The organism is Vibrio sp. 10N.261.51.C6 (genome assembly GCF_041471785.1).
GTDB lineage: Bacteria > Pseudomonadota > Gammaproteobacteria > Enterobacterales > Vibrionaceae > Vibrio > Vibrio crassostreae_C.
In genome coordinates this window covers 34,341-57,502 of record NZ_JBFRPB010000057.1, presented here as the reverse complement: position 1 = coordinate 57,502, position 23,162 = coordinate 34,341, and the positions used below count along the sequence as shown (strand labels likewise).

The following is a 23,162-nucleotide window of genomic DNA, read 5'->3' as shown; positions in this document are numbered from 1 at the left end:
AAACATAATTAATCAATATGCAACCCATTAGATAAGCATAAAAGTTGATTTGATTTATTCGACTTAACATACACTTACCCATTAAAAGGGCAATAGTTTCTTCATTTAATTCTAATCGAAAATGCTATTTCCGCAAGTTTCTACCACATACCATATCAACATCAAACACTTAATATTTAATGATAATAAAAAAACATAAACAACTGATAAATAAACCTTTATTCAATCAAGCCCACAAAAGTAATACAAGGAACAACCCCAGTAAACCGTTCACACAATTAGTAAAAATATAAAGGTAAACAAAAAAATCAGAATTTTAACATTTGTATACACCACGGTATTCAACAAACGGCTAATAACGCTAGGTACGGTAAAACGGTCACTCAAAGCGCACCATAAAGAAGCTTTTATCACTCTCTAGAGTATTTCCTTTATCAGGGCGGGATCGCACTTTGTGAGCAACTATGATCTAATAGGCTCAAACCCACAAATCGGTATCAACTTTGAGCCTCATAGAACACCTTTCGATTGTCGAAGATACGCAGTCATCCATCAACCAAAATCATGATTTAGTTGACATTATTTTCCTTGTCATTAGCGACATAACTGCTGGCAGCGAGGGCTGGCAAGATATTGAAAGATATGGTGAACATAAACTGGAATGGCTTAGAAAATATCGACCATTTGCTCACGGTACCCCTCGTCGGCACACAGTCGCAAGAATATTACGTTCCGTTGTCGCCGAGTCTTTACTCGAAGCTCTCGCATTGTGGATTAATGAGCAAAGAGAAAATCAGAGTAAACCCGTTATCACTTTCGATGGAAAAGTGCTTCGCTGCTCTTATCGCTCTAACCCCAAAACGGCACTATGCCTACGATACAGAGCGTGGTCTTGTTCTCAGCCAGAAACCGACAGAAACAAATAATGACGAAATTAATATTGTAAGGCAGATGCTTGATATTATTAACGTTAAGGGCAGCATTATCACCATTGATGCATTACATTGTCAGTGTAAGACATTAGAAAAAATAGCTGCGAAAAACGCCCATGTTGTTATCCAAGTAAAGAAGAACCAACCTAAGTTGAGAGATGTCGTTGTCTCCCAATTTCAAACCGTTTTTGACGCGAAGAAAGAAAAAGTGGTGACGGAAGTAACGCAAACTCTGCATGGGAGAAAAGAAGAACAAATTGTGTTTCAACTCAAAGCAAAGCTTCCCCAGGAACTCGCGGAAAAGTGGACAACAATACGCAGTATTATTGCCGTAGAAAGTCACCGTACAATCAATGGAAAAGGCACTGTAGATACCTCGTATTATATCAGATCTCTTTCACCCAATCACAAGCTACTTGGTCATTATATCCGTCAACACTGGCGAATCGAAAACAGCCAACACTATGCTTTAGATGTTGTTTTTAAAGAAGACAGTTCACGAATCTGTTTAGAGGGTGCGGTGGAAAATATTGCTTTATTTAGACGTTTTGTGATGAACACGCTCAAACAATGTGAGTGCGGCGCTCCGAGCTAAAGACAAAAACTAAAAAATCGGGTTGGTGTGACGCTTACAGAGCACAAGTATTCTTTGGGTTATAAATCAATAAATCAATAAATAAATCAATCAATAAATCAAAGTATGCTAGAACCTTTATAAGCTTAGAATGAATGGTTTACGACTCACTTCTTTCAAAAAACTCTAACCGAGAGTTGGTAGAAACCCCCTCACTTGGCTCCAATGACTTCTTAATCAATAGCAAAACTGTTGCTAATTTTCATTCAAAATACCAGTAGATGAATTTACTTTTAATATGTGATTGGGTGCTTTCTTTTAATAACTGGTTTTCGCAGTAATTGAGCTTTTTCTGAAGAAGATAATCCATTTCTGTTAAATAGGTAAAAATCAGTCACTTGCATTGTTTTATTAATCATTAAAGTTTAATTATTTTTTATGGGGCGACAATATCTATATATTGGCGTCGTTCTATAAAAGACTGAAGCTTATCCCGCTTTACATGCGAGTAAAGCTAAATAATAGCTACAGCAACACTCCGTTAAAGGTGATTACAAATGAATGTCGGTAAAGTGGCCCTCTTTATGATTGTTTCGGCTGCGTGCTGCGCAGCCACGATTAATGCGAAAGCCTCTTCCTTCAGCAGGAGTTCGGAGGGGTTTCAGGTACAGGTGTCTTCAACGGTTAAACCTTCAACTTTTCCACCCATTATTACAGGTGAAGATGGAGCTCCAATTCCGGATTCGATTGAGGTTAAAGGCGATGCAGGAACTAATCAGATTAGGACACTTGAGGCAGTAGTTTTAGAGTCAATATCATCGATAAATGGCAATGAAGTCTCATCAGATTGGGACGTTAAGGTAAGTAGCTATTTACTCGATAGTACTAATCTCGATCCCGGCCTAATTGATATCTATATAGATGGCGTCAAGCAGGATTCTATCGATAATGTATCAAAATTGTCACTAAGCGTTGAAGCCGAAAATCAAGTTTTGCGGGCAGCTCAAGTTATCAACATTAAAGTTGAAGTTACCGCATCTATTTATATTCCCTGAGTGGATTGTTAGCGTAGTTAAATATGAAGTATATATATATTGCCTCAGCAGCAGGACTATTATTTTCGTTCTCATCGTTTGCTGTTATACCAGAAGGTTTTAAGTCTTTTTATATTGAGAAACAAGTCAATACGGCTGTCAATTTTAACGGCTCTGAGACGACTGTTTCTGCTTTGATGAGTTTTGAACGATATAAAGTATCTCAAAAGGGGACTGGTCAATTACGTAAATTTCTAGGTGGTAAGGTCAAGCCAGAATACATTGATAAGCTAGTTGCTTACCTCAATGATGGCGTAACATACAGTGAATATTGCGTAGGCAAAAGCTACGAGCAATGCGCGTTTATGCCAGAAGATATTGCGTTGGTGTTCGATTATCCGACTAAACAGGCAAAGGTATTTGTACACCCCGATGGTTTAATTAAGGAAGTAACCCAACAAGAATATGATGATGGTATTTTAGATAACAATGCGTTGATTAATTCAGTTAGTCTGGATGCGTCATATGATTCTGAAAGTAACACTGACTCTTCACTATATGGTGATGCCACGTTAGGAGTTCACTATGGCTACTTTAATGCAAAATACGAGATTTCAGAGCAGTCAGAGTTTTCCAACTTAACCTACACTTTAGATAGACCGGGTTATGCTTTCGTCGCTGACTACGCCAAAGATGGCGCAAGAACGTACTCCTCTTTTGGGCTATTCCCCTCAAGCAACCCAAACGGTGAAGTATACTCCCTTGGGGTAGTGACGTCTGAGAACCTGAACATTGATAAAGGTGATAATGGCCAGGTGCTTAATGTATTTTCCCCTGTGAATGGAGTTATGCGGATGTATAAAGGTGATCGTCTGATCGCTTCCAAAAATGTCAGTTCAGGATTTACTAAAGTCCCTTATTCAGGTTTACCCAATGGTATCTATGAAGTAACCATTGAGATTAGTGAACGAAATGAAGTGGTTTCAACGTACAATACTCAAATTTATAACTTAAATACGAGTAGAACGCATTCGAATTATAGTCTGAGATACTCATTTATAGATAGGCAGGATAGGGCTCTTCCTAGTTATCTTGACAATGTCGTGTCGCCTGAAACGTTATCAGATTTTCAACAAGATACTGGCATACTCGAGTCCGAGTTCGTTCTTCCAGTACTGGATAGTGCTAGGCTCGGCTTTTACGCGCTACTAGCCGATAACCTTGACTATGGGTTAGGAATAGGGGGCGAAGTCATTAACGACATATTTAACGTCGTTGGGTCTGTTAAAGTGTATGACGATATGGCCTATCAATTGTCTTCAGGTGTAAGTTTTGGGCCATTTAACTTGAGCTATAGTGATATTAATCACACTGATGGGTTTTCTGGTCACTATCCATTATCCAGATTAATGAATGGTAGCCAAAGCGAGAGTCTATTATCCTTAGGCTACTTCACTCAACTTGGCGAGAGAACAACGTTTAATCTTTCTATAAACGAGGCTCGTAGCACCGACTATGAAACATTCAGTGCAGATAGCGAAATTGGCTACCGCTTTACTAATGGTTGGGAGGTCAATTTGGGGGCAGGCTACGATAAACAAAGTGTGACGACTTCAAAAGAAGATGAATATTCAGCATCTATTAGGTTATCGATTCCTTTAAGTCGAAACATAGAGTTCTACTCTTATAACAGCGGTAAAGCGGCGGACTTTATCAGCCGAAATGAGATTCAATACTCCGGTGAATCTATTGATAGTGCAGGGGTTCGCACTACAATAGAAAAAGACGCTAAAACAGAGAGTGAGCTTTTTGTCGTAGACTCATATAAGAATGATGTCTTCGATATAGATTATCGAGGTGAACTTGATTCTGAGAGACTTAATGCAAGTACGTTCATTAACAATACGCAAGTAATATCTACAGAAGGTATCTTTTTTACGGCGGATAGCAATAAAAGTTACCTTATTGAGACGCCTAAAGTGGTCAGTAGTGAGGCCATGCTATCCAATGATGTTCTTGGAACGGCTAGGGTAAGTACAGAAGATCGAAGTAATAACTATATCCGAATCGGTCAAAATGATTTTTTAGTTGGGCTTGAATCCTACAAGGGTTATTCACATCAATTTATGCCAAACAATACTAGTTATATACTTGCAGAGGAATCATTGCTTATGACCGACCATTTTTCATTACCAGGATCAGTCGTTCACGTGCAGCCGCATTTAGTGAGCGTTTCAAGCAATATGGTTAGGTTGTCTATAGAAGGAAATGAGGTAGTGGAGTCTGCCCAATGCTTGACTGATTCATGCTATGACGCAAACGAAATAGCACCCGGAATCTATAACGTCAAGTACGCAGGCAAGCATACACTGTTAAGCAATAACCATGTGCTTTGTTCAGTAGAAACAGACCTGTCTTCTGCCGTTGCAAGTAGCTCGTGCTTTCCTGAAGTTGAGCCACTATCCGAATTTGTATTGGGTAAGGGTGAATATATTATGCTATCCGTCATATTCGAGGATAATGTGGAAATAAAACGTAATATGGAGCGTACTTTCGGCAAGCATGTTTTGTTCCACAAAATGGGTGATAATGTCGAAGTTGCATATATTCCTAAAAGTTTAGCAGATCGATACAAAATTTCTCAATTTACAAAAAATAATGAAGAAATGATTATTTCTTTGAGGAATGTTTATAAAAGAATTAATGAAAAGGATGAAATCTATGCTCAAAACTAATATTTTTCGACTTGGAATTTGTCGTTATTTTATTACTGCAATAGTCACTCTAGTTTATTCTAACCCGTCTCATTCACTAGATATTGAATCTTTAGTTGAATACTCTGATAGAGGAGAAAAAATCGACTATGTTTTAACTAACAATAAAGATGAAGATCTATTTATATCAACGAAAATATTTGAAATACATGTTGATAAAACTGGTGAGAAAGTAGAGAAAGAGTACTCTTCTGAAAATTTTGATGATTGGGATCTTACGCTATCGGAAGCTAAGTTTATTCTTAGGCCAGGTGAGGTTAGGACCGTAACGGCTTATCGTATCCATCCTGACCGTGAACTTGCATCAGATAAAGTGTTTAAAGTTCGATTTTCTCCTACTTCTGTAAATACTATCCAGAATACTGTAGCTATTAACTATGGTTACGGCATCCTTTCGATCTTTGAAACAAGCAACGAGCCGCAAGGGTACCCGGAAGTAAGCAAAGTAAAAGACAAGATTGAGATATCTAATAAATCAAATAAGTTCTTAGAGGCTAAAATTTGTTCTAGTAAGGATGACTGTGGTGGTGTGGACTATATTCTTCCAGGTAGAAAAACGAATATTTCACTTCCAGAAGAAATGGATATCAATAACGTATATGTTGAATTTTCAAGTAATGATGGGTCATTTGAATATGAAGCTGAGTTATAAGTCAATTTCGCAATTAGTTATCCTTAGCTCTGTTATTGCTTGCAATGCAACAGCTGATACTATGATCGCCGGAACTATTGAAGGAAAAACTATCAAATGGACCGATGGTGAAGAAAAGAACGATTACGTGATTTCGGAAGGGAATGAGCCTATGGGGCACATAGAGTATGCGACGGAGTGGAAGGCTGGTGTAAAATCCTATCCAAGTCAGATAATACTGAAGCACACTGGCACAAGCGACTCTGTGTATTTAACAATAGACAAAGTCGGAGGCTCATTTACTTATTCATATTCGCCTGCTAGCGTTCAAAACAACCCTGATGCTCGTTCGTGTGCTTATAGTGATTCTAATGGTTTGGCTTACGAGGTAATCTCCAGCAACGGTGTCTCTCGATGTTATGGTGAGGATAAAATATCTCTTTCTAGCTCTATGCAGCCATTCAGTTATATTAAGCCAATTGTTAGTTTTTCCAACATAATAGGTGCATTTAATGATAAACCAGCTGGTGTGTATGTTGGCTATATTCCGATTTCTTATACATACGGTTTTAATAACAACAGTGATCCTACCGGATACCGAGATATAGCTATAATGCAAAAAGTTGTTATTTCTAACATGCCTAACTTTATTCAGAGTATTGACCTATCTGCTGCTACTTTGGATCTCACCCCCCAAACTGATGGCTCAGGATCTATCTTTGCAGAAGAAACTTTAACGGTGACGGCCAATGGGAATATGGGACCGAAATTGAGTCTATATGTCCCTCAAGTTATGTTTAATTTGGTAAGTGGTAAAAATCTCATCCCTTTGAATGTTGAACTCTCAAGTAATAATAAGACTCAAATCATAGCTTCGGATGCAGTAAGGCAAGCAAGAACTTTTGATATTGAAACCCAAGTTAACCATTCCTCACATAGCTTTGATCTGATATTCAGCTACTCCGAAGATAGTATAGAGGATGGAGTGTATAGTAACAGCTTCTACTTCTTGGTAGAGATGCCATTACAGTAAAGGTTGATATTTATAATATTTATCAACCTTTAAATTTTAAACAATAAATAAATCAATTTTAAGGCTCTCTGCTTTATATCGGGCAGAGGGCCTTTTTATTTCCTATTTCTGCTGTTTGTTTCTCTAATTTTGTCTATTTTAATCCCATTCGATTCGAGTTTTAGGTTATTGTCTTATTTAACATTAGGTAATTGATGTTTTTATTAAGTTTTAAATAGTGTTCATTCTTATCTTTCGAAGCAATAGTGACGTTGCAGTCTTTGTGCACTGAAGCTAAGCACTAGGATTTTCACGGTTATAGCGATAAAGGAATGTCTTATTGTAAAAACCATTTGTAGTGCTTAAAACTTAAAACTTAAAACTTAAAACTTAAAACTTATGAAATTGGAATTTAAAAAAAGCGTAATTGCAGTTATGTTGTCCACCCTTAGTGGAGGAGCATTGGCACACGGTTATGTATCACTTTCTGAAGATGGCCTTATTGGCCGAGCTGCTCTATGTGGCTCCTCTCAATCGGAGGGTCTAACGATCAACACGAACTGTGATGGTGTGGAATGGGAGCCGCAAAGTGTAGAAGGACCAGATGGTTTTCCTGAAGTTGGCCCTGCTGATGGAAAAATCGCCAATGCTGGTATGGCAAGGTTTTTAAACTTAAATGAACAGACGGCCCAACGTTGGGTTAAGCAACCCATTCAATCTGGCAGTCAACAGTTTGAGTGGACTTACACTGCGCCACACCCAACGGCAAGCTGGAAGTACTACATCACTAAGCAAGATTGGGATGTTAATAGCCCGTTAACACGCGACTCGTTCGATCTTATTCCGTTCTGTGAAGTACAAGGTAATGGCGAACTCCCAGCAGCAGGTGCATCTACCGCACACGAATGTTCTGTTCCAGATAGAGATGGCTATCAGGTAATTCTTGCTGTTTGGGATGTATCAGATACGCCAGCTTCATTCTATAACGTGATGGATGTTGAGTTTGAAGACAACGGTCCACAGCTACCCGATTGGGAAAGGGCTGGTCAAATTATACCAACTATGGATCTTAACGTTGGAGACGCAGTTTATACACGAGTTTTTGAAACAAATGGTGAAAATCCAGCATTGAGCACGCGCATCGAAATTACTAGCGAGCAAAACGGCAAGAAAAGTAATTGGGCTCACGAACTTGCTAAGAAAGTGAACCAAGAGCAAGACGGCAGTAAGAGATACATTAAAGCGGGTGCTCTAGTTGAAGGAGAGCTTGTTCCAGCTTATGGCGCTAACCCAGTGTATGTAAATAAAGACCAAGGCTTAGTTAGTGTTGAAATTGGTTACGACATTGATGTCCCAGAATCCGAAATTAAGACTGAGGTTTCAGGACTGGATAATGAATATTTGATTGACGATACACCAACGGTTCTTGATTTGGCATTGGCTTCTCAGGGTGATGCACAAGTCGAGATTACGGCGTACAACCACAACCGTGATACTTTAGCCCATTGGGAAGATGCAGTGAAAGATGGGGAGTCTGTAAATCCTCAGCTTGAACTTTCTAAGTCTGAGCCAGGTCATCATATGTTGGTAGTAAAAACCAGAAACAGTGAGGGTAAGCTAGTCGGCCAAGAAACGCTGGACTTCAATTTGGTTGAACCCGCGGGAGATGTTAACTACGTATACCCAGATGGCTTTGGTCGCTATGTTGCTGGTGATGTCGTTAAGTTTGAGAATGAAGGTGTGTACGAATGTTTCGGTGCTTGGGCTGCGCATTGTAACACTGATGGATTCCAGCCAGGTGTTGCTGCGGATCCTGCTTGGGTCGCTCAGCAGTGGAAAAAATTAGACTGATTAGTCTATAGCCATCTAATAAAAGCGGCTTAAATGGCCGCTTTCTTTTCTTCGCATTTGAAACTCAAAATTATGAAATATGCCCAGTATCTAACTCTTTTTTTGGTGCTATCACCAGTTATGGTAAAAGCCTCGCCTTTTATTAATAGTGAACATGATAATGAAATTAACGTCGTTTCCTATTTCGCTGAGTGGTGTAAACCTTGCCGTAAAGAAGCAAAAATTCTAAACAAACTTAGTCAACAAGGTGTGAGTGTAGCAGGTATAAACTTTGACCAAGATAGCGATCAGTACACGCAAAAAGTCATCAAAAATCTGGGCATTGAGTACCCAGTGTACAAACAAGGTAAGCACGATACACGACTACCTCCTGTATTGCCAACCACATACATAATGTCTCAGGGGCAAGTCGTTCAGTCCCTTTACGGTGCACAGAGTTATACCGATATTATGCACGCGCTAAAATTTCGCGATAAGAGGCTCTAGACTATGAAGAAATTTCTACTTAGCCTTGCCTGTATATTACCTAATACCAGCTTTGCCACAGAGGTTAGTCTAGTTGCTACGCCAGCTGAAGAGGGAGCGGCTATGTCTCGTCTATACTCGAACGGCCAACAAACTGTGTTGTCTTGGGTCGAGGTTGAAGGTTCTGTCGCGACTTTAAAATACTCTCTACTTGAAGGAAATGAATGGAATGTGCCGACAACGGTTTTGAGTGGCAGTAACTGGTTCAATAATTGGGCGGATTACCCAAGTGTACTTGTTGATGGGGATAAAGTTCGCGCTCACTGGTTGGAGAAAACCAACTCAGGTAAATACGATTATCGAGTTCGTGTCACTTATTCAGAAGATAGTGGGGAAAGCTGGGCCCAGCCTTTTACCCCGCACCGTGACGGTGTAGATGCCGAACATGGCTTCGTTTCTATGCAGCAAAGCGGCTTAGAGACGTTCATTACGTGGTTAGACGGTCGTAACACCAAATCACCAACTGAACATGGCGATGATCAGCGCAACCATCATGGACATAGCGGAGCAATGACACTGAGAGCTGCTATGTTCAAAGGTGGAAAAATAAACCAAGAATGGTTGGTGGATGAACGCGTTTGCGATTGTTGTACTACAGCTGCGGCGACAACGGAAGAAGGGATCATTGTCGCTTATCGAGATCGCAGTGATGACGAAATCCGAGATATCCGTGTTCAACGCCTAGTCGGCGGGAAGTGGTTGCACTCAGAAAGTGTCCCTAAAGATAGTTGGAGCATAGCCGGGTGTCCTGTCAATGGACCCTCGCTCGCAGCATCGGGCAAGAATGTAGCATTGGTGTGGTTTACTGCGCCTAATGAACAGCCGCAAGTTAAGCTCGCGGTGTCTCTGGACAATGGCAAAACGTTTGGAAAAAGTATCACAGTATCTGAACAAACGATTGGCCGTGTCGATACCGTACAACATGATGGTCATGTGATTGTTAGTTACTTAGCGGTAAACGGTGGTAAAGCTGAACTTAAAGTAGACCGATACCATTTGGATGGCAATCGCATAGATTCCGACACCCTTGATATACTCAGTCTAGATCGGAAAACAGGTTTTCCTAGCCTTGGTATTCACGATGGCCAAGTCATAGTGTCGTGGAACAAAGATACTGTCTATACCGCGCAATTGGATTACTCTCGCGGAGCTCAAAATAGGGTGAGACTGAAACCATGAATATGCTTGTTATCGTGCTGTCTATAGGGGCTATGTGCTTGTTTTACTCTTTTGACGTGTTTGCTAAAAACGAAGCACAAAGTATGGCTACCAATACTATATACGCCTTTAAATTTGAAAAGCCCGATACCGACTGTGAGAACCTAAAAGTTTCTGGTTATATGTTGGGTCACAATCACGGTCTACCCACTAACCCAGTGGTTAGTGGCACGGGCGAACAGCAATGTGTAGTGAAGGGTTTAATGTTTAATATGCCAGGGAAATGGAAAATACAGATTAGTCGAGACAATGAAACGGTTCGTATTCTGTCTTTTGATGTTCGTTAGTTCCGCACTTGTTATTGGTACATGGTTGAGCTCCTCTCCTGAAGTCATTTCAGAGCCTATTACACCCTACGAGGAAACGTTGCTAAAGCGAACGATGCTAGATGTTCATTATCGTGCCGAGAGGAAAGAGGGGCTTTCATTGCAAGCCAAACTTGGTGAACGGTTGTTTCATGACCTAGGTCTGAGCAGGGGTAAAGATATAAGTTGTGCATCTTGTCATGTGCCTGAACACAATTTTCAGGATGTGGATAACCTATCAGAACAAGTTAACGGGTCGCCAATCCGTGCATTGAGCCTTCGCGGGGTTGCTGAGCAAGACTGGTATTTTTGGGATGGAAGAGCTGATTCGTTATGGGCTCAGGCTTTAGAAGCAATAACAAAAGACCATGATTTATCCACTCTAGAGGCGGTTAAATATGTTTGTGATACATACGGGCAACAATACGCCTCAGTGCTAACTCAATGTGGGCAAAGTGAATACTCAGAGCAACAAGCAGTTGAAGTGGGGAAAGTAATTGAATCCTATGTCTCTACAATAAATCACTATTGGACTCGTTTTGATGAGTATGTTTATAGACATTTGATTAAGGTGGAACAAAATAGTGATGTGCTTACGAGTGACGAACTTGCTGGAATGCGCTTGTTTTTCGATTCTGAAAAAACGGGGTGTATTGACTGCCATAGCGGGCCGCGATTCACTAATGGAGGCTTTTTCGCCATCGGAACTGGGCGAGACGAACAACATGATCGCATTGCCGGTGGAAAGAAGTATCAGGATTCCATCTACCAGTGTCAAAATTGGCAGGATCCAGAACATTGTGGTCACGCTCAATACGCGAGGTTTGAAGGCTCAGATTTAAAAGGAGCATTTAAGGTTCCATCACTTCGAAATTTAGCAGGTAGTCCATCTTTTATGCACGATGGTCGATTCAAAAGTTTGGAAGAGGTTATCGATTTTTACATTAACCCTTACGAATATCCTTTAGTGCATACAGATGTGACGCCGCTGAGGCTATTGCCTCATCAAAGAAAACAATTAATTTTATTTTTGCAGGCCCTAAATGATGAATATATCCCCCCATCGAATCCCAAATAAATATAAATGGTTTACGTTACTACTTTTAATACTGCCTTCGACATCATTCGCGCATGTCCAATGGTTTGTTGCCCCTGAGGAGATGAAACAGGTCTCCTTTGCATGGGATTGGGTGTATTACAGTATTACTTTATTGGTGTGCAGTTGTGCATTACTTGGTGTTCTTGTCTCCCATAATAGTGACAGATTAGGTGCTGTTAACTGGCTTATTGCAAAACCAGTCAATGGCAGTAGAGCTCTATATTCAGGGGTATTCTCTGGCCTGACTGTGCTGTTTTTTTTATTACTGGTTATCAGAGGGGGCTTCATAGCACCTAATATTAATTTACCAAGTGAATGGATAACAGCTGGAGTGATTTTACAAGGTTTAATAGTGCTATCTGCTTGTATTAGTATTTCGCTTTCGGGATTTTTTATTCTCCTGACAACGGTTTTTATGGGTGTAAATATTCCCGCAGTTATTACTGTCAACTACCTGTTTGAGTTTATCGCTGTAGGTATGTTTATGTTGTTAACTGGACACTACATCTCGAAGAACGACCAAAGGCTGGTTGAAGCTTTGAATTTGGATAGTGAGAACATGTGGAAAATCGCACTGATCATACTACGAATTGGAATTGGTTTGCAGTTGGCTATTTTGGCATACACAGAGAAGCTAGCTTATCCAGGTTTGGCTCTTGTATTTATTGAAATGTTCCCATTTTATAATTTCTTCCCAAGCATTGGTTTGAGCGTGATTTCGGATCTCCACTTTGTGTACTTTATCGGTTTATGTGAGTTGCTGCTTGGGCTGCTGCTAGCTTTTGGCTTTGCTAACCGTCTCGTGATGGTGATGTTAGCGTTTGCATTCATAACTACATCATTTATCCATGGTGCCCATGAAATTGAAGGGCATTTACCCATTTTCGCTGCTGCATTTGTATTGCTGCTTGAGTTATACAACCGACCAAAAGCGTTAGTGGAAAAAGTAACGGTAAGTCATGCCTGACAGAATACTGAGCATGGATGCTTGGTGACTGCACCGTAATTTGATTCAATGTTCAAAAGAATTTCAAACTCATGCCTATAACCAAAGATACTAAAGAAAAGTTCATTCAGAAAGCTATTCAACGCTGGGGAGAACGCTATGATTACTCCTTGGTAGAATATGTGAACAGCAGGACAGCAGTAACCATTATTTGTCCTGTCCACCAGTACCGGTTTACCCAGACTCCTAAAGCTCATTTTGCAGCCAAGCATCATTGTTGTCCGATATGTTACAAGGAGGTTCGAGGAAGTTATCAGAACAGGTGGCGTTTATCCTCTGAATCAAAATCTCCTTTGCGCATGAAATTACCTAGTCAAATTAATCAAGTTTTTCGTTTTTAGCCTTTAACTTCTGGTTGGTGTGTTAAAGATTAATTAGTTTTAAAGACTGGTTAACTTATATGAAAAAATATACGGTATTCATAATTTAGAAGAACTTTTCACTCACTTTATTATGATAAAAAAATTAAAGCGAATTTTCAAAAGTAGTATTCCTCAACAAAAAGTAAACTTGTTAGTTCACTCGCCTTGGGTAGGAGATTCGTCTAAGGCAATACTTGTGAAAAAGCTAGCATTTTTATCACAAAACTACGGTTGGAATATGAAAGTGACTCGACACCCCATAGAGTTTGGTGAACTCCTAATGTCAAAATTAATACCAACTGCGATTGTCGTCATGAATGACATTAGACCAATTGAAATATATTTGGATATGGCTAGTGACCAAGGCATTCCTATTATTGGTATGGACTCTATGGATTGTCCTTATCTTACTGCAAGCGTAAGTAGTAATAATGCATCAATGGCTCGAGAAAGTGCCGCTTATTTGGCAGCTGAAACTAAAGGTGAGATAGTAATAATAGGTTCGAATGCGCACCCTATGATTTACGAGCGTGAATTAGTAGCAAGATTTGAGTTTGCAACTCACAGTCACATCGAGGTGTCCCAAACGCTAGATTATGATAATAGTTTAGGCCATCAAATCTTAAAAAAGAAGTTAGCTGACGTTATAAAATCTGATAAAGGTGAACAGATCTCTGGTGTTTGGTCAGCTTGGGATAGACCTACTCTGGTTATCACTAAAATGATAGACAAGCTAGGCTATTCAGAAAGAATTAAAGTGGCCGGAGTCGATGGAACTAAAGGCACACTTGCATTACTAAAATCTTCACGCTCACTTATTGCTACATCAGCTCAAGATTTAGATGGCATCGCTCAGCGAGTTGCACATTTAGTTTCCATAAAAACTGAACGTTTATCTCCTGACTTACCTCACATTCAACTGCCAGCTAGATTACACACTAAATCGGATTTGCTTGAAGATCTCAGCATCTAGAAATCATTTTTCAAAATGAGCACTTTAAGCGCTACGCACCTAGTGCGATAGCGCTTCACGTCATTCTACTTCCTCAGCAGGTTCTCCAGCGTGTGACAAACTTGATTACCACGAGTGAACGACACGTGGTGAAGGGCGGCTAAGCTTCGTGTAGCTTGGAAAATGGCTTCAAACTCAACTTGTTTTTCACTGTCGAAGTCCTCTTTCATACTAAAGTAAGCCCCTTCGTAACTTGGTGCGTCCAGTAAAGAGAGCAGCTCAGAAATGGTGAGTTTGGGATGCGGAATAGATAAAGCGTCAAATAGTGTTAGAAATTCTTGTTCCACTTCTAACATCAACTCTCGGCATTTAGTATTTGTAGCTAGGCCACGCATATCTGAATCGTAGAGAAACGAAGCGGCGTTAGCTGCAAAGCTGATCATAAGTTTGGGCAGTCTCGCATGGTAAGTGCTGGTTTCACGTTTTACCTCATCAAAAGCATGGCTCAATATGGAATCCAGATAAGGATTCGCTTGGCCTTTATGAACGGCGTAAACACAGTCCAGTAACTGATTGTGCAAAGTGACCTGATAAGGGGCGGTGGTGTAACTGGCTTTTAAATGAGTGATTGCACTGATGATAGCGTTACTTGAATCGAGTGCTTGAGCGAGTTTTTCATCTTTCCCAATGCCATTTTGGAGTAAAACGATCGTTTTGTTTGTCCAGGCTTTGGCTTGCTCGAATAGGCCCTGTTATCGTGCGCCTTGGTTGCGATAAACACGACATCACCTGTCACCTGTTCTAACCCGTAGCTGGTGGCGTGTGCTTGACCGATTAGTGGCTCATCGGTTTCCGGATAGGTGAGTAACACCTGTTCGTCTTGCCTGATGGAACTCTTTCTATAGACCCATTGGATTTGAATATCGGGAAAAGAAGACAGTCGAGCGGCGAGAAATCCTCCAAGACTGCCTAAACCAACAATACTCACTTTCATCATTCCACACTCCTTGCTTGAATCGATAGCAGCATTCTACATTGCTTAAGAGTCTTTGCTAACAGCTTGGTTTTAATAAAGTAAGTATCAATAACCACATGAAATGATTACGTTCTTGGATGTTTTGTTCTCTTATATATTTGGCGTATTTTTCGATCAAATATTTTGGGTTTCTTTTATGAGATCTTAACTCGTTAATGAAGGCAAATTAACGTCTGATTGACAAATGTTAATAGGTGTTTCTTAAACTTGTGTGCCGCTGAATTTTAACAACACAATTAGGATACGTAATGCTAGTGGCTATTGGTTCGTTGATTAACTTTTCCTGAGCGTCTTGAGAGCTCTATCTCCTACTAATTTGAACTGGCTGATAAAGATGCCTCGTTTCTAATAACAAGGTTTTGTTGGTCGGTAACTCTTGCTATCTCCCTCTACTTAATAGATTAATCTACAGGCAGTTACGTGAACTCCCCGGTTATAACGGTTTATAGTTGGAACGTTGATGGCTATTTAATTGTTAATTCAGCGTGACTTTAAGTGGGCATCTGTCTGCGGGTAAATATCTTTAAACGCCTTCTCTCAAGGTGATCTCCATTTACTCTTGAGCTTCTAGGTGTCACTTTTCTCTATGACTCCTCTCGAACCTCTTATAAGGACTTGTTTATAAGAATGGTAAAACTACGTACAGACATAATTAAAGTCGTTCTCCGTCTGTTTGAGAGGCCCGATTGAGCAATTTCATGATTAGTTGGTTTGGTAGCATTGGATGGGTAGGGTTCGAGGCGTTTGGTTTATAGGTATTGTAGAAGTTATCTAGGGATAAGTAACAGATACAAAAAAGCCGATGTTAGACATCGGCTTAGTTTGAGTCACTTTGAATTAAGCGGGTTGAACTAGAGCGAGCGCTTTACGAGAAACCTCGTGAGCTGCTTTCGTTAAGTTCTGTTTTTCTAACGCGTCGGATAGGTATCCGTAATCTGATACGTTTGAGCGAAGTGCCAATGCCTTTTCAAAATGGTTTTGTGCTTTCGCCCATTTCTGTTCTCTGAGGTAGAATTGAGCTAATGCGCTATGCGCTTCAGCATTGCTATCATCCTTACTGATAGCACGTTCTAACATCACTACTATTGGGTGGTGATCGGCCAGGTTAAGCTCAGGTAAAAGCATGTAGAGCTCATTTGAACCACTCTTCGCAATGTTCTCTTTGATCACTGTGAACGCTTCTGAGTCAGCTTTGCGAGCGATCAGTTGCTTCACAAAGCAAGATACAAGGTGCGAACTTTGTTTCTGCTTTCTTGAAAGCTTGTTCCAATGGCTGATTAAACCTTCGCTACCTTGTTGTTGAGCTACATCATGAAGTAATCCACATTGTGCTTTCTGTTCTAATTCACGTTGCTCATCAGCTGTTAGAAGTTTGTTCTTAACTAATTTAGGCGTTAACTCTAGCAATGGCTGCCATAACTTCAGTTGCAAGTAAGTGGCTTTTAACAGGCCAAGTACAGCAGTGTTATTAGGGTATGTGCCTTTTAGGGTAGAAAGTGTATCGAATGCAGCTTCGTAGTTTGACTCGCTGATTTGCTGTTTAGCTTTAGTTAGCTCAACCGCCAGTAGAGAGTCGTCCTGTTGGCTAGCAAGCTCGATGTACTTATCACGCTCACTCGTATTACCTTGTTCGTGCGCCGCTTGAGAAGCGACTAAATAACAAAGTAGAGGCATGTCGTGATGGTTAGCCCAACGTGTTACCTTCTTCTCAGCGCCTTTCCAGTCACCTTCAAGCAGCTTGATGATGCCTTCATTGGTATAACGACGAGAGCGTTTCAATTTACGAACACTGAACCAATTCCAAGTTGTCGAGCTCGCGTACATAAGCTTTTTAAATAGGTACTCTAAGCCGAATAGAGCCGCTAGAAGAGCGATGACGAAGATAACCAGTGTTGTCACGCTCATCTCAATGGTCTTATTCGCAATTGAGATCAGAACGTAGCCTTGTTGACCAGAGAACTGAGTACCAACAATTAACCCAGCACCTAGAACGAGAAAAAGAAAAATCCAACGAATCATTATTTTTCCTCCGTGGTCATAACGGTGACTTCACGACGTAGGCGCTCACGTATCACATCTGACAACTCATTTTGAGACTCAAGCTTTACAGGGTATTTCACAGAGATGTTCTGTTCACTTAGCTGTTTAATCGCTTTCTCAAATTCAATCACTGAGTTGTTATCTTGATTTAGATAAGCTTTCGACCACTCGCTAGCGGTATTAAGAGCTGCGCTATAGAGTTCACCTTGTTCTTTGTAGACGGCGCGAATCGCGGTTTCTAATTTACCTTTGATGTTTTCACGCAGGTAGAAGTGCTGTTCTGGTGATAGTAGAGGGATAACTTCGCCATCACGACTGCGGAATGTGATGAAGTTTTCTGAGAAGTCTTTCATCGACGTCATCAGGTTGTTCTGCCAATCATTAATATCTTGCGATACCGCTTTTTTCTCAACAACCGCAGCTTCCGGAAGAATCGCATTGGCAAGCGGCAGTGTATCGACTTGCTGTTGCAAGCTTGTGATACGCAGAACTAAGCCGTCACGGTCGATCAGAGGAATAGTGCGAAGCTTGGTAATGTCATTGGTCATTGATTGACGCAGTGACACTAAGCTCGGGTCATTCAGTGCTGCGATACGTTGATCGGCGCTTTCCATTAACTTGGTTGCGCTAACGGCATCATGCTCTAGGAACAGTTTACGCCCTGCTAGTTTCACAAGGTAATCGGCTTCGGCAAGTAACCAGTCATTCGGGCGGCGACCTTTCACGTCAGCGACTGCTAACTGCAGGCTTTGAATGCTCTTCTGCTGTTGAGACTGTACGACCTGAGTTTTCTCCACCGCGTGTGAGGCTTCTTGGATAGTCTCTTGCTTGATGGTTTGTAGGTCTTTATTTACTGCAGATTGGGTATTTTGAAGTTGCGCTTGAAGAGCAGCGATTTGAGCCGAGTACTCCGCGCTCTTTTGCTGCATTTGAAATGCGATACCGCCACTGAAGATAATTGAAATAGCGATCGCAATAGCGCCTAGTTTGACACCGCGCTTACCTTGCTTTTCTGCTTTCTCTATTTGCTCTTTATGCTCAGCTTGAGGCTGCTCATTTTTAGCGGTATTTGAAGCAGAGGCATCAAGCTTCTGTTCAGGTTGTTTTGTCTCTGTAGAGTCAGCTTTTTCGTTTTCAACAACTACTGGCTGAGTATCTTGTTTCTTTTCAGGTTCAATATGCTCATTATTTTTTTTGCTTGTCATGCTTATTTCCTGTTTCTAGCTAGGGCCGGAGAGCAGCCAGTAATATTTGGTTCGTAGCACTGTGAGTATTGGTCACATTCGAGAAACCGAGTTGCAGTGCTCGTTCTACAATGCGCTGGCTTGGGACAAATAGATGTCTTGTTGAAAGCCAAGCCAAATACTCATCAGGGGTAATTGAGCAGAGATACTCCAATTGTTCCTGACTAGTGATGACAACTTTGGACGTTTTTTTGTTTATCCATGTTTGATAGGTATTGTGGTCGCTAATAGGAATATATTCTCTACGGTAGGTCTCACAATAAGAGACTTGTGCACCTCGATTGAGTAGAGAATCCCTAATGAGCTCACGCCCACCATTGCCACGTAGTATCAAAATGGACTTATTTTCTACGCCATTAAGTTCAGTAAGTTTAAGAAGATGTTCACTATCACTAACTTGAGGATAGTTTACTTTTTGTTTACAGACTTTGCTTAAAACGTGCGCAGTTTTTTGACCAACGCCAAGATAAAGCGGCGAAGTAGGCCAAATGGATGAGGTTTTTGAAAGGATGCTTTGGGCAGCCGCCACGGCGTGGTGACTGACTGCAATAATGATATCGCTGTTATTAAGCTGGGTGCTTAAATCCGCAGAGTTGGGATTATCCACGATACGAATCAGCGGATGATGGATTGCTTGAACCCCTTCATCCGCTAGTTGTTGGCAAAGCGATTGTCCCTCTGAACCGGGACGAGTCACCAACACTGTCATGATTATTCTTGGTCAACGTAGAGCTTGGTTAAGATCTCTCTCGCGCCATCATCCAGCAATTGATTTGCCAGAGTCACGCCAAGTGCTTCTGCATCTTTGCGAGGGCCAGAGATCTCACCACGAACCATCTTAGAACCGTCCGGTTCACCAACTAATGCACGTAGCCAGATGTTTTCGCCATCTAATAATGAGTAGCTGCCGATAGGAACCTGACAGCCACCTTCTAGGGTAAGGTTCATTGCACGTTCGCACAGTACACGATCAGCCGTGTCTTTATGATTCAGTGGTTCAAGGAGTTTAATCAGACGCTCGTCATCAAGGCGACACTCAATACCAACAGCGCCTTGGCCAACAGCAGGGAGAGACTGCTCTGGTTCGATGAAGCTACGAATACGCTCTTCTAGCTCTAGACGTTTAAGACCTGCAGCAGCCAGTACGATCGCATCGTATTGACCATCATCGAGTTTACCTAGACGAGTACCAACGTTGCCGCGCAGCTCTTTGATGATCAGATCTGGGCGGTATTCTAACAGTTGGCATTGGCGACGCAGACTGCACGTACCCACGACAGCACCTTGTGGGAGTTCGTCGATGTTGTTGTAAGTGTTTGATACGAAAGCGTCACGCGGATCTTCGCGCTCACAAATTGTTACCAGACCTAGACCTTCAGGGAAGTCGACAGGTACATCTTTCATTGAGTGAACCGCTAGGTCAGCACGACCTTCTAGCATGGCTACTTCAAGTTCTTTAACGAACAGTCCTTTACCACCCACTTTAGCAAGCGGAGTGTCTAGGATGATGTCACCTTTGGTCACCATAGTTACCAACTCAACCTCTAAACCAGGGTGAGCAGCTTGCAGTGCATCCCTTACAAAGTATGCCTGCCAAAGGGCAAGAGGGCTTTTTCTGGTCGCGATACGGATTGGTGCTGAATTTGTCATGGTGTTTCCGATATAGGTTCTGTAATAGCCTAATCCTACCATTATGAGGCGAGAATTCTTACTGTTTGATCATTCCATACTTTGATAGCTGAGAGATTTTCATGAGTTCACCAAAATAGTGTGATTAGTATCTCATTTGAAACATGGGCTATTATTAGAAATAGTCAATAAAGAGGACACTACGGCGCCGTGAGTTTAACTTTCTGTCATCAAGGAATTGACCAGTATGACGGGTTCCTTTGCTTTACCATTAAGGGTAAAAGTGTTAAATTGATCACGTTTTGTTGCTCCTTTCGTTCAGTAACTAAACAGAACTGCACTTAACCTCAAACCAAGGACTTACCTTGCAGGCTTACACTCAAACTTTGATTCAACGATTAGACAATCTAAATCAGCAGCGCATTGATCGTGCGTTGGCGTTGATGAATGTGCAAGGCCAGCGAGTATTCAACCTTATTCCCGCACTGCTTCACTTCAATCACCCGATGATGCCTGGTTATTATGACCAACAAGTTCCTTTTGGAATTCGTAGCTTCACGCTTAATGAATTCCAAAAGCAATTTGTCTCTGATACCGAATTAACGCTGGGTGGCAAACTCACCGAGACGGATGAACCAGCAATCCTTGGCTTGTACACCATGGGTAGTACTTCTTCTATTGGTCAAAGCACTTCAAGTGATCTTGATATCTGGGTGTGTGTTTCCCCGGATATGGATGGCGCCTCTCGCGATAGCCTAACCAACAAGTGTCTCTTGATTACCGATTGGGCTGAAACCTTGGGAGTAGAAGCGAACTTCTTCTTGATGGATGAAGAGCGTTTCCGTTCGAACCATTCAGAAGAGATGACCGGCGATAACTGTGGTTCTTCACAGCACTTATTATTGCTTGATGAGTTTTATCGCTCTGCGGTTCGTTTGGCTGGTCAGCGTTTGTTGTGGCAAATCATTCCGCCAGAAATGGAAGAGTGTTACGACGAGTATGTTCAAGGTTTGTGTCAGGATGGCTATCTTGATTGCTCGCAGTGGATCGATTTCGGCAAGCTGAATCGCATTCCCGCTGAAGAGTACTTTGGTTCAAACCTGTGGCAGCTCTATAAGAGTATCGACTCACCGTATAAATCGGTTTTGAAGGCGATCCTGTTAGAAGCCTATTCATGGGAATACCCAAACACCCAACTGCTGAGTATTGATACCAAGCGCCGCTTCTTTGCGGATGAACCGGATCTGTATGGCATGGATAGCTACTATCTGATGCTTGAAAAGGTAACGCGCTATCTAGAACGCATTAACGACCACACTCGATTGGACTTGGTAAGACGCTGTTTTTATCTTAAGACCCACGAGAAGCTGTCACGAGATGCGGGCATTGGTTCTGTTGCGTGGCGTCGTGAAGCCTTGACTGAGATGACTAAGTCTTGGAATTGGGGACATGAAACCATTGCTGAGCTCGATAACCGCCGTAACTGGAAGGTTGAGCAGGTTAAAGTGGTGCACCATGCACTGCTTGATGCCTTGATGCTGAGCTACCGTAATCTGATTCAATTTGCGCGTCGTAACGACATCACTTCGGCAATCAGCCCACAAGATATCAGTATCTTGGCACGTAAGCTTTACGCTGCGTTTGAGGTATTGCCAGGTAAAGTGACACTGCTGAACCCGCAAATCTCTCCGGATCTGCATGAACCCGACTTGAGCTTCATCGAAGTTCGTCAGGGTCAGTCGAATAAAGCAGGTTGGTACTTGTATAAGCAGCCACTGGTTGCATACCGCATTCTTGGTCAGCCTTCTCTAGAGCACCATGAGTACTTGAGTAAGTTGGTAGCATGGTCGTTTTTTAATGGCTTGATTACCGAGTCGACACGTTTGCACTCTGTGGTACGTGACGCTCACATCGATATCGATAAGTTCTATCAAATGGTGAGCGACCTGCGTAATACGTTTTCTTTGCGTAAGCGTCGCCCAAGTATGCAAGCACTGGCGAGCCCGTGTGAGATAAGCCAGCTAGCGATGTTCATCAACTTTGAAAATGACCCGACGTCTGAATTAAGTGGTCGTGCATTAAAAGTGGACCTCAAGAACGCCGATATCTTCAGCTTTGGTGAGGAAGGTAAGAGCTTAGTCGGCAGTGTCGATTTGGTTTATCGTAACTCTTGGCATGAAGTACGTACGCTGCATTTCCAAGGTGATACGGCAATGCTGGATGCGCTGAAGACGGTACTTGGCAAAATGCACCAAGATGCTTTACCGCCAGAATCGGTTGATGTGTTCTGTTACAGCAAAAACCTGCGTGGTGTGATGCGTAACATGGTGTATCAACTGCTTGCTGAGTGTATCGATTTACGATTGAAACCGATTGAACCCGAGAAGCGCCGCCGCTTTAAGGCTATTCGTTTAGCTAATAAGATGTTTGGTCTGTTCTTCGAACGTCGTGGTGTGTCGGTACAGATGTTGGAAAACTCGGTCGATTTCTACCGTAGCATCTCAACCAATAAGCTCAAAGGCTCACCTTTACTGATGCTCGATAAAGAGCAAGAGTATCAGCTACCAGAAGTGGTGGATGGTTTTGCGAGTGAGGGCTTGATTCAGTTCTTTTTCGAAGATACCGACAAAGGCTTCAATATTTATGTATTGGACGAGTCGAACCAAGTTGAGGTCTACCACCAGTACAGCGGTGAAAAAGATGAGATGATCGCGAGCGTGAATTCTTTCTACACATCGGTAAAAGATGAGTCGAAGATGTCGTCTAAGTTGATTAACTTTAACCTACCTCAGTACTACCAAATCGTTCATCCTGAAGAAGGCAATTCTTACGTTGTGCCTTATCGTAACGATGCAACTTTAGCTTCTCGGAGCTCAAAGATAGTTAACATCTAGTCTTACTAAGCCCGATTGATTTTAAAAAAAGGAGTGATTGATTC

Annotated in this window: 18 protein-coding genes and 1 pseudogene; 13 read left to right on the top strand and 6 right to left on the bottom strand. The window is 41.7% G+C overall.

Annotated features, from left to right (window positions below; genetic code table 11):
• The first annotated feature begins 503 nt into the window (after window positions 1-503).
• From AB4375_RS16045 to AB4375_RS15990, 12 genes and pseudogenes are all read left to right on the top strand, one after another.
• Window positions 504-1,527: pseudogene (locus tag AB4375_RS16045) on the top strand (ISAs1 family transposase).
• Window positions 1,528-2,063: 536 nt separating this feature from the next.
• Window positions 2,064-2,561, top strand: coding sequence for a hypothetical protein (locus AB4375_RS16040; protein WP_017068469.1), 498 nt, complete (start codon window positions 2,064-2,066; stop codon window positions 2,559-2,561).
• Window positions 2,562-2,584: 23 nt separating this feature from the next.
• Window positions 2,585-5,275: a TcfC E-set like domain-containing protein gene (locus AB4375_RS16035; protein ID WP_017071811.1), complete on the top strand. Its 2,691-nt coding sequence runs from the start codon at window positions 2,585-2,587 to the stop codon at window positions 5,273-5,275.
• The gene (locus AB4375_RS16030) at window positions 5,262-5,966 is read left to right on the top strand and encodes a hypothetical protein (RefSeq protein ID WP_017071810.1); all 705 of its coding nucleotides are present in this window, start codon (window positions 5,262-5,264) and stop codon (window positions 5,964-5,966) included. The genes AB4375_RS16035 and AB4375_RS16030 overlap by 14 nt, the downstream gene beginning before the upstream one ends.
• Window positions 5,950-6,978: a hypothetical protein gene (locus tag AB4375_RS16025; protein WP_372051994.1), complete on the top strand. Its 1,029-nt coding sequence runs from the start codon at window positions 5,950-5,952 to the stop codon at window positions 6,976-6,978. Before AB4375_RS16030 ends, AB4375_RS16025 begins: the two co-directional genes overlap by 17 nt.
• A gap of 378 nt (window positions 6,979-7,356) precedes the next feature.
• The gene (gbpA, locus tag AB4375_RS16020; protein ID WP_029235571.1) at window positions 7,357-8,808 is read left to right on the top strand and encodes an N-acetylglucosamine-binding protein GbpA; all 1,452 of its coding nucleotides are present in this window, start codon (window positions 7,357-7,359) and stop codon (window positions 8,806-8,808) included.
• Between the two features lie 33 nt (window positions 8,809-8,841).
• Window positions 8,842-9,294 carry a TlpA disulfide reductase family protein gene (locus tag AB4375_RS16015; RefSeq protein WP_017068474.1) on the top strand — a complete coding sequence of 151 codons (453 nt, stop codon included), beginning with the start codon at window positions 8,842-8,844 and terminating at the stop codon, window positions 9,292-9,294.
• Window positions 9,295-9,297: 3 nt separating this feature from the next.
• Window positions 9,298-10,512: a hypothetical protein gene (locus AB4375_RS16010; RefSeq protein ID WP_372051992.1), complete on the top strand. Its 1,215-nt coding sequence runs from the start codon at window positions 9,298-9,300 to the stop codon at window positions 10,510-10,512.
• Window positions 10,509-10,838 (top strand): hypothetical protein, encoded by a 330-nt coding sequence (locus tag AB4375_RS16005; RefSeq protein ID WP_017068476.1) that lies wholly within the window; start codon window positions 10,509-10,511, stop codon window positions 10,836-10,838. Before AB4375_RS16010 ends, AB4375_RS16005 begins: the two co-directional genes overlap by 4 nt.
• On the top strand, window positions 10,801-11,934 hold the full coding sequence (locus tag AB4375_RS16000) for a cytochrome-c peroxidase (RefSeq protein ID WP_240698623.1): 1,134 nt from the start codon (window positions 10,801-10,803) through the stop codon (window positions 11,932-11,934). The genes AB4375_RS16005 and AB4375_RS16000 overlap by 38 nt, the downstream gene beginning before the upstream one ends.
• Window positions 11,900-12,922, top strand: coding sequence for a hypothetical protein (locus tag AB4375_RS15995; protein ID WP_017068478.1), 1,023 nt, complete (start codon window positions 11,900-11,902; stop codon window positions 12,920-12,922). The genes AB4375_RS16000 and AB4375_RS15995 overlap by 35 nt, the downstream gene beginning before the upstream one ends.
• Before the next feature lie 597 nt (window positions 12,923-13,519).
• Window positions 13,520-14,296: a sugar ABC transporter substrate-binding protein gene (locus AB4375_RS15990; protein WP_372051990.1), complete on the top strand. Its 777-nt coding sequence runs from the start codon at window positions 13,520-13,522 to the stop codon at window positions 14,294-14,296.
• Between the two features lie 65 nt (window positions 14,297-14,361).
• Here AB4375_RS15990 and AB4375_RS15985 read toward each other — a convergent pair whose 3' ends face one another.
• From AB4375_RS15985 to hemC, 6 genes are all read right to left on the bottom strand, one after another.
• Window positions 14,362-14,784 (bottom strand): ketopantoate reductase C-terminal domain-containing protein, encoded by a 423-nt coding sequence (locus tag AB4375_RS15985; protein WP_017068588.1) that lies wholly within the window; start codon window positions 14,782-14,784, stop codon window positions 14,362-14,364.
• A gap of 107 nt (window positions 14,785-14,891) precedes the next feature.
• A complete protein-coding gene (locus AB4375_RS15980; protein WP_372051989.1) occupies window positions 14,892-15,272 on the bottom strand; it encodes a 2-dehydropantoate 2-reductase N-terminal domain-containing protein in 381 nt (126 codons plus the stop codon).
• An 876-nt stretch (window positions 15,273-16,148) separates the two neighbouring features.
• On the bottom strand, window positions 16,149-17,330 hold the full coding sequence (locus AB4375_RS15975) for a heme biosynthesis protein HemY (RefSeq protein WP_372051988.1): 1,182 nt from the start codon (window positions 17,328-17,330) through the stop codon (window positions 16,149-16,151).
• Window positions 17,330-18,556, bottom strand: coding sequence for a uroporphyrinogen-III C-methyltransferase (locus AB4375_RS15970; protein ID WP_017061006.1), 1,227 nt, complete (start codon window positions 18,554-18,556; stop codon window positions 17,330-17,332). Before AB4375_RS15970 ends, AB4375_RS15975 begins: the two co-directional genes overlap by 1 nt.
• A 19-nt stretch (window positions 18,557-18,575) precedes the next feature.
• Window positions 18,576-19,304, bottom strand: a complete 729-nt coding sequence (locus tag AB4375_RS15965; protein WP_372051987.1) for a uroporphyrinogen-III synthase — start codon at window positions 19,302-19,304, stop codon at window positions 18,576-18,578.
• 2 nt (window positions 19,305-19,306) lie between these two features.
• The gene (gene hemC, locus AB4375_RS15960; RefSeq protein WP_017061008.1) at window positions 19,307-20,245 is read right to left on the bottom strand and encodes a hydroxymethylbilane synthase; all 939 of its coding nucleotides are present in this window, start codon (window positions 20,243-20,245) and stop codon (window positions 19,307-19,309) included.
• 344 nt (window positions 20,246-20,589) lie between these two features.
• Here hemC and AB4375_RS15955 point away from each other — a divergent pair, with 344 nt between their 5' ends.
• The gene (locus AB4375_RS15955) at window positions 20,590-23,118 is read left to right on the top strand and encodes a class I adenylate cyclase (RefSeq protein WP_017068591.1); all 2,529 of its coding nucleotides are present in this window, start codon (window positions 20,590-20,592) and stop codon (window positions 23,116-23,118) included.
• The last annotated feature ends 44 nt before the right edge of the window (window positions 23,119-23,162 follow it).

Excerpts from the sequence above, each read along its gene's own strand:
- AB4375_RS15995 (WP_017068478.1), top strand. The coding sequence starts at position 11,900 with ATGATGAATATATCCCCCCATCGAATCCCAAATAAATATAAATGGTTT.
- AB4375_RS15965 (WP_372051987.1), bottom strand. The coding sequence starts at position 19,304 with ATGACAGTGTTGGTGACTCGTCCCGGTTCAGAGGGACAATCGCTTTGC.
- AB4375_RS16010 (WP_372051992.1), top strand. The coding sequence starts at position 9,298 with ATGAAGAAATTTCTACTTAGCCTTGCCTGTATATTACCTAATACCAGC.
- gbpA (WP_029235571.1), top strand. The coding sequence starts at position 7,357 with ATGAAATTGGAATTTAAAAAAAGCGTAATTGCAGTTATGTTGTCCACC.
- AB4375_RS15975 (WP_372051988.1), bottom strand. The coding sequence starts at position 17,330 with ATGATTCGTTGGATTTTTCTTTTTCTCGTTCTAGGTGCTGGGTTAATT.
- AB4375_RS16000 (WP_240698623.1), top strand. The coding sequence starts at position 10,801 with ATGAAACGGTTCGTATTCTGTCTTTTGATGTTCGTTAGTTCCGCACTT.
- AB4375_RS16035 (WP_017071811.1), top strand. The coding sequence starts at position 2,585 with ATGAAGTATATATATATTGCCTCAGCAGCAGGACTATTATTTTCGTTC.
- AB4375_RS16025 (WP_372051994.1), top strand. The coding sequence starts at position 5,950 with ATGAAGCTGAGTTATAAGTCAATTTCGCAATTAGTTATCCTTAGCTCT.
- AB4375_RS15970 (WP_017061006.1), bottom strand. The coding sequence starts at position 18,556 with ATGACAAGCAAAAAAAATAATGAGCATATTGAACCTGAAAAGAAACAA.
- AB4375_RS16005 (WP_017068476.1), top strand. The coding sequence starts at position 10,509 with ATGAATATGCTTGTTATCGTGCTGTCTATAGGGGCTATGTGCTTGTTT.
- AB4375_RS16040 (WP_017068469.1), top strand. The coding sequence starts at position 2,064 with ATGAATGTCGGTAAAGTGGCCCTCTTTATGATTGTTTCGGCTGCGTGC.
- AB4375_RS16030 (WP_017071810.1), top strand. The coding sequence starts at position 5,262 with ATGCTCAAAACTAATATTTTTCGACTTGGAATTTGTCGTTATTTTATT.
- AB4375_RS15980 (WP_372051989.1), bottom strand. The coding sequence starts at position 15,272 with ATGATGAAAGTGAGTATTGTTGGTTTAGGCAGTCTTGGAGGATTTCTC.
- AB4375_RS16015 (WP_017068474.1), top strand. The coding sequence starts at position 8,842 with ATGGCCGCTTTCTTTTCTTCGCATTTGAAACTCAAAATTATGAAATAT.
- hemC (WP_017061008.1), bottom strand. The coding sequence starts at position 20,245 with ATGACAAATTCAGCACCAATCCGTATCGCGACCAGAAAAAGCCCTCTT.